General features: G+C 40.5%; 7 protein-coding genes. 1 reads left to right on the top strand and 6 read right to left on the bottom strand.

Annotated features, from left to right (window positions below; all coding sequences use genetic code 11):
* The 6 genes from argB to AC52RT_RS07280 all read right to left on the bottom strand — a co-directional run.
* On the bottom strand, positions 1-739 hold a 739-nt coding region (argB, locus tag AC52RT_RS07305; RefSeq protein WP_495540130.1), incomplete at its 3' end, for an acetylglutamate kinase.
* A gap of 12 nt (positions 740-751) precedes the next feature.
* The gene (gene argJ / locus AC52RT_RS07300) at positions 752-1,978 is read right to left on the bottom strand and encodes a bifunctional ornithine acetyltransferase/N-acetylglutamate synthase (RefSeq protein ID WP_495540129.1); all 1,227 of its coding nucleotides are present in this window, start codon (positions 1,976-1,978) and stop codon (positions 752-754) included.
* 17 nt (positions 1,979-1,995) lie between these two features.
* Positions 1,996-3,030 carry an N-acetyl-gamma-glutamyl-phosphate reductase gene (argC, locus tag AC52RT_RS07295; protein ID WP_495540128.1) on the bottom strand — a complete coding sequence of 345 codons (1,035 nt, stop codon included), beginning with the start codon at positions 3,028-3,030 and terminating at the stop codon, positions 1,996-1,998.
* 388 nt (positions 3,031-3,418) lie between these two features.
* Entirely contained in the window at positions 3,419-4,435 is a 1,017-nt protein-coding gene (gene moaA, locus AC52RT_RS07290; protein WP_340848741.1) for a GTP 3',8-cyclase MoaA, read from the bottom strand.
* A gap of 100 nt (positions 4,436-4,535) precedes the next feature.
* Positions 4,536-4,844, bottom strand: a complete 309-nt coding sequence (locus AC52RT_RS07285) for a metal-sulfur cluster assembly factor (RefSeq protein WP_495540127.1) — start codon at positions 4,842-4,844, stop codon at positions 4,536-4,538.
* A 59-nt stretch (positions 4,845-4,903) separates the two neighbouring features.
* A complete protein-coding gene (locus AC52RT_RS07280) occupies positions 4,904-5,686 on the bottom strand; it encodes an alpha/beta fold hydrolase (RefSeq protein ID WP_495540126.1) in 783 nt (260 codons plus the stop codon).
* Between the two features lie 140 nt (positions 5,687-5,826).
* Here AC52RT_RS07280 and AC52RT_RS07275 point away from each other — a divergent pair.
* Positions 5,827-5,972, top strand: a 146-nt coding sequence (locus AC52RT_RS07275) for an HAD hydrolase family protein (protein ID WP_495540131.1), incomplete at its 3' end; no start/stop codon positions are given.

Below are 5,972 nucleotides of genomic sequence, written 5' to 3'. Positions count from 1 at the left end.
TGCCGATAAAGTGCTGATCTTGAAAAAAGCACTCTTTACCACTGACAATCATCACTGCATTGCTCCCTGTATTTAGCACAGATAGTGCTGTTTTAACTTTTGGAATCATTCCACCGTAAATCGATCCCTCTTTAATTAATTCTTGTGTATCTTCAGCTGTTAACTGAGTCAGCAGCTTATTCTCTTTCATAACACCTGAAACATCAGTGACAAATAAGCACATATCTGCATGCAGGGCTTCAGCAACGGCACCTGCAGCCATATCAGCATTTACATTCAGCTTCCTGCCGCACGCTGAAATCGCCATAGGGGTCAAAACCGGACAGATATTCGCCTCTAACAATTGCAGCAACAGTTTTGTATTGACCTCTACCACCTCGCCAACAGATCCTAGAACAAGCTCATTAACGAACTCACCTGTCAGAAGCTTACCATCCGAACCATTGAGACCAATGGCATTGATCTTATTCTGCTGCAGTTTATGAACTAGACTGCGGTTTGATTTTCCTGCAAGCATAAGCTCCACCACTTCTAATACTTCATCCGTTGTTTTACGTAATCCACTTTTGAATACCGATTCAATACCCATTTGCTTTAGCATGGCATTTATATCAGGCCCGCCGCCATGGACAAAGAGGATTTTAAATTGATGATCCTGCAAATCACGAATGCTCTCGAAGAATGAATCAGCTAATTCATCAATAATACTGCCGCCGCATTTTATGACCAATACCTTCATCCGTTTCACTCCTTATGACCGATAGCTTGCATTAATTTTTACATAATCGTACGTCAAATCGCAGCCCCATGCCGTACCTGCTGCCGTCCCGTCTTTTAAACGTACATTGATGATGATCGTTGGCTCTTCTAGATAGGATTTTGCCTCAGCTTCTGAGAAGGCAGCCGGTACTCCATTTTGTAAAACCGTAATCTCACCAAAAGCAATGGTCGTATCACCTGGATTAAAATCTACCCCGCTGCGTCCCATTGACGCAATAATTCTTCCCCAGTTTGCATCCGCTCCGTAAACAGCCGTTTTCACTAAGTTTGAGCCAACGATCGTTTTTGCAAGCACTTGTGCCTCCTGTTTCGTCTGTGTTCCCGTTACATTCACTTCAACAAGCTTAGTTGCTCCTTCACCGTCCTTAGCAATTTCCTTTGCTAGATTCTCTGACGTTTGTTTTAATAAGGCTACAAACTGCGGCCAATCCGGATGACTCTCAGTCAGCTGACTATTTCCAGCCTGCCCGTTTGCCAGGACTAAGACCATATCATTGGTTGAGGTATCTCCATCAACCGTAATTTGATTAAATGTTTCATCAGTAATTTCCGATAACGCCTTTTGCAAGTCAGCAGATTCGATATTAGCATCAGTCGTAATGAAACCAAGCATCGTAGCCATATTGGGATGAATCATTCCTGATCCTTTGGCTGCTCCGCCCATTGTAATGAGCTTTCCGTCTACCTCTGTTTGACAGGCATAGTGCTTCGTTACCGTATCTGTCGTTAAGATCGCATGTTCAAAATCATCTGCACCGTCAGCCGTAGGCTCAAGCAATTCAATGCCTTGTTTAATTTTATCCATCTTCATAAACTCTCCAATGACACCCGTCGATGCAACCGCTATATAGTGATCAGGCAAGCCAAATTTCGCGGCTGCACAATTTCTCATTTCGTAAGCATCCTTCAAACCTTGTTCACCGGTACATGCATTGGCACAGGCGCTATTAACGATGACTCCTTGAATTTTCCCTTCCGTTTGAATGCTTTCTTTTGTCACATTCAGCGGTGCAGCTTGAACGACGCTTTGCGTATAAACAGCTGCACAGGATGCCGGCGTATCCGACAAAATCATGCCAAGATCTTTTTTCGAATAGCGGAGACCTGCGTGAAGACCTGCTGCTTTAAATCCCTTTGGAGAAAGAATATTTCCTTGCTTCACTAGCTGTATCGTTATGTTCCGTTCAAGTGTTTTCATTTGGTACCTCCTATTGGTTAAGGATAAAGAGGAAGTGTCATTAATCCTGACGTTTCTTCGTACCCCATCATCAGATTTGCATTTTGAATGGCCTGCCCTGCAGCACCCTTCACCAGATTGTCGATGACTGAAATGATTGTTACTTTCTGCGTCCGCTCATCATAGGCCACACCGATATCACAAAAGTTTGATCCGTATACCTGCTTCGTTGCAGGGAAGCTGCCGATAGGCTGTATCCGTACAAATGGATGATTCTGATATGTTTCTATATATAATTTATGTAATTGTTCTGTGGTCATTTTCTGTAGCAATTTCACATACATCGTCACCATAATTCCCCGTGTCATCGGAACCAGATGAGTAGTGAATGAAATGGGCTTACTTTTTTCGGACCAAATTCCCAGCTGTTGCTCAATTTCAGGAATATGCTGATGATTATGAACCTTATACACTTTAAAATTCTCATTCATCGTACTGAAGTGAGTGGCATCTGTGGGTGATTTCCCAGCACCTGAAACGGCAGATTTTGCATCGACGATTACGTCTTCTCCGCTTGCTAACCCTTCCTTATACAGCGGCGCTAACCCAAGTAATGTCGCAGTCGAATAACAGCCAGGATTACTCAGAATCTCTGCATCTTTGATTTGTTCGGCATTCCATTCAGAAAGTCCGTAAACAGCCTTACTTAAGAGATCAGCAGGTGCTGGTGTACGTTTATACCACTTTTCATATTCACCGGGTGTCTTTAATCGCAGATCACCAGAGAGATCAATAACTTTTATATCAAGGTTCTTAAATGAAGCAACCAATTCTGACGATGCCCCAGACGGCGTTGCAAGAAAAACAACATCAGCTTGTTTAGCTATTTTTTCTGGGTCAATTTTATTCAAAAGATACTCTTCATGTAGTAAATGTGCGTACTGATTATGAATCGGTTCACCGAATTTCGAAGAAGTATGCAAAGAAGTAATCGTAAACTTCGGATGCATTTTTAAGAGTCTTATTAACTCTAGACCCCCGTAACCCGTTGCGCCCACGACAGAAACTTTCAAACTATCAACTCCAATTTATTTCCCTATTCTTTATTTCTATTATTATATGACTGAATAAAAATAAAATCAATTGTATTTTTATAATATTTTAGATAATTGAGTTTCTTCGAATAATTAGAGGAATATTACTGGAGTTAACTCATGCCTCGCTAGTTCTCTAAGGACAAAGTCGGATTTTTTATTTATGGCAAATTGGAGGACAGTTGACTGCAAACATTCTCTATATGAGGTGTATTTCTTCTCTTTTATGCATTCATGTCATTAATCCCGTCTGGAATGCCCGTATTCCCGTCTAGAGGTTCCTTATTCCCGTCTGCGCATGATTTACAGCAAAATAATACCCCGCTGGGCATCTTTCTGCACAAAAAAACGGTTAAGCATAATTTGCTTAACCGCCGATGTAGGACATTTCAATTTTTTGCTGATTCTGATTTTTACCTTCAATCCGTTCATCCGAATAACGGTCTTTGCGGTGATTCCACCAACCAATTAAGTGGTCACGTAAGTCTTCATCATTCATGTCTGAACGCAGGAGTTCTTTAAGATCATGTCCATTACCATTAAATAAACAAGTAAATAAACTTCCGTTTGCTGACAGTCGTGCTCGTGTACAGCTGCCGCAGAAAGATTCTGAAACTGAGGTAATAAAGCCAACTTGATTATCAGTCCCTATATAGCGATAACGCTTAGCTACTTCACCAAAGTAATCTTCTTCTACTGCCTCTAACTCAAATTCACTTTCCAGCATCTGCAGAATTTCCTTTTTCGTCACTACATTGTCCATTTGCCAGCCATTCGTACTACCGACATCCATGAATTCAATATAACGCAGCTGGACACCTTCTTCTTTGCAGTATCTAGCCATTGGAAGGATTTGTGATTCATTTAATCCCTTTTTTACAACCATATTAATTTTAATGCCAAGGCCTGCTTCTTTAGCTGCAGTGATTCCTTCCATTACTTTCTTTGTCCCAATATTACGGCCGTTGATTTGTTTAAACAATTCATCATCGATACTATCAAGACTTATATTGACACGGTCTAACCCAGCTTCTTTTAGTTCTTTCGCATACCGCTTTAAGAAAACACCATTCGTGGTCAGTCCGATATCATCTATACCATCAATTTTCGATAACTTTTCAATTAGAACAGGCAATTCCTTACGTAAGAGAGGTTCGCCGCCTGTCAATCGTAATTTTTCCACTCCAAGACTTGCAAAAATCTTTGCTACTCTCTCTATTTCTTCATATGATAAAAGCTCATTGCGCGGGAGAAAATGAAAATTTTCATTAAAAATTTCCGCCGGCATACAATATTGGCATCTAAAGTTACAGCGATCAATAACAGATATTCGTAAATCTCTAAGGGGTCTGTCCAACGCATCCTTTATTTTCATGCTGTCCATTACTTTCACTCCCTTATAAGAACTAAAAAAAGGCAGAAACCTGGTCTAGAGGCCCTTAACAGCCTCCTGTCCTTCTGCCTAATCAATCGTACCATAATTTTTACTGAATCCCTAAGGCAATCTTTGCATAGCGGGACATGCGGTCCTTTGTCCAACCTGGATTCCACACAATATTTACTTCTGTCTCTTTCACTTCTGGTAAATCCTCAAGCGACAATTTAACTTGATCAACAATCGTTGCTGCCAGTGGACATCCCATAGCTGTCAGCGTCATCGTTACCGTTGCTTGTCCTGCTTCATCTAAATCTACATCGTAGACTAAACCTAAATTTACTATATCTATTCCAAGCTCTGGATCAATAACTTGTTCCAGTGCACCCATCATACTCTCTTTTAATTCAGCATCCATATTAAGACTCTCCTTTATGAGCTGTGATATCTCTATCATAGCAGATATTAGCCATTTTATTAAGTATTTTGCCCAACTGGTGTTAAATGCTTGGCAAACCATTCTGCTGTTTGAATCAGTCCGTATCTGCTGACTTTATGCTCGGCTCGGGTATCTAAAATAAACTCAAGCTTATTTTGCTCATATGCCGGCCTGATTGATTCGTAAAATTTGTATGCAAATGTATAAGGAACAATCGGATCTTTGGCTCCATGCCAAAATAACAGCGGTCTCCCGGCTAATTTTTCCGGCTGTAAACTTAAATCATACTTGCTGATTAAGGCCATTTGTCTTTCCGATTCTTCGTCTGATATAGTAAAGTTAGGATTATGCTTTTGTATCGTTTCTAACTGAAGCTTGGCATAATCTAAATAAGCTGGATTTCCCATAAGACTTACAGCTGCATGAATCCAATCGTAGACAGCGAGTGCTCCATTTGTCACGATACCTCCAAGGGATGTTCCCGCAACACCTATTGCTGCTGGATCAATCAATTTCCTTTTCAGCAGTTCATCCTTAATGACTGCCAATTCATCTATCGTTTGAACAACGATTGGCCAAAAGTGGTTTAGAAGCTGTGACTCTTTAAGTCCTTCTTCACGTTCACCATGCCAAGCAACATCAGGCAGAATAACCCGGAACCCTTTTTCTGCCAACAAATAGGCATAATGCAGATTATGTTCTTTTGCACTCCCAAAACCGTGGATAAAAATAACTAAAGGAGATACTTCCTTCCAAATATCTTGTTTTGCCACATGTAAAACGGGAATGTCAGCAATACGTTCTTTTTCTACGATAATCAAAGAATTTCCCCCAGTCATTTCATTTATTTGAATAATATCACTATACCTGAATACCACCTAATGAAAAAGATTTAACATTGTCTGACAATACGTTACTATTAAGACATCAACACAAACAAAAGAACTGAAGGAGACAAACAATGGCAGAAAAACATTTAATTGTTTTAGATTTAGACGGAACATTGCTTACTGATGAGAAAGCCATATCAGAGCGCACTAAAAAAACCTTACTGCATTTAAAAGAAAACGGCCATGAGGTGATGATTGCCACAGGACGGCCATATCG

The organism is Peribacillus sp. (genome assembly GCF_059453735.1).
This window is presented reverse-complemented; position numbering and strand designations above follow the sequence as displayed.